This window comes from Paenibacillus tyrphae (genome assembly GCF_024158745.1).
In the GTDB taxonomy this organism is placed as follows: Bacteria; Bacillota; Bacilli; order Paenibacillales; family NBRC-103111; genus Paenibacillus_G; species Paenibacillus_G tyrfis_A.
This window is the reverse complement of the sequence record NZ_JAMZAW010000078.1, coordinates 1-390: the sequence shown is the minus strand read 5'-3', so window position 1 is coordinate 390 and position 390 is coordinate 1. Positions and strand designations below refer to the sequence as shown.

Here is a 390-nt window from a genome sequence, read left to right as displayed (position 1 = left end):
AGTTCCTGACAGTTCGTTGTGTAAAAAAGCAACTGAGTTGGTTTTGGAGTTGTCACCAAAGTTTCTATTCAATCATTGTCTTCGAACTTACAAGTTCGGCGGTCTTCTGGCCCAAAGGGAAGCAATGAAATTCGATCCAGAGTTATTTTATCTAGGGGCCATCTTCCATGATTTGGGTCTGACTGAACGATGCGATCATGGACATTCTTTCGAAGTAGACAGCGCCAATGCAGCGGATGAATTCCTGACTCATCATGGCTATCCGAAAGAAAAGATAGACATCGTGCGTGAAGCCATTGTCCTGCACACCTCTGTTCTCGCAGAAGAAAAGCAGCCTGAGATTGCTCTCGTTCACTTTGGTGCCGGTTTCGATGTGGGCGCATTTCATAT

1 protein-coding gene is annotated in these 390 nt (G+C 45.4%); it reads left to right on the top strand.

What is annotated here, in order from left to right; all coding sequences use genetic code 11:
* The coding region (locus NI000_RS36590) for an HD domain-containing protein (protein ID WP_253416176.1) at window positions 1-390 on the top strand (390 nt) is incomplete at both ends.